Source organism: Shewanella sp. S1-49-MNA-CIBAN-0167, assembly GCF_040310145.1.
Taxonomy (GTDB): domain Bacteria; phylum Pseudomonadota; class Gammaproteobacteria; order Enterobacterales; family Shewanellaceae; genus Shewanella; species Shewanella psychromarinicola.
The window spans coordinates 1-247 of sequence record NZ_JBEOPO010000423.1; the positions used below are offsets into that span (position 1 = coordinate 1).

The 247-nt window shown below is 36.4% G+C and carries 1 pseudogene; it reads right to left on the reverse strand.

The features are described 5' to 3' along the window. Positions 1-217 (reverse strand): annotated as a pseudogene (locus tag AAEZ00_RS21890) (hypothetical protein); the annotation flags it as partial. Positions 218-247 lie beyond the last annotated feature (30 nt).

Consider the following 247-nt stretch of genomic DNA (forward strand, 5'->3'; position numbering starts at 1 on the left):
CGATAAATACATTGCTACTACCTTCGTTAATGAGCATATCACATAACTCATCACAGGCAGTCTCACCAACGAATAGCATCGGTCTTCTGATAGGCACTACGTAAGAAAAGGCTTTTAATACTTTGGCACGCGTCTTGGCAACTGCCAAATAACCAACATGCTGTAATGGATTGTTATTTACTAACTTAGAAAGACTGCTTTGTTTTTTGCTGGGCATAAAAAATCCTTTTTTAATAATGCTTTTAAT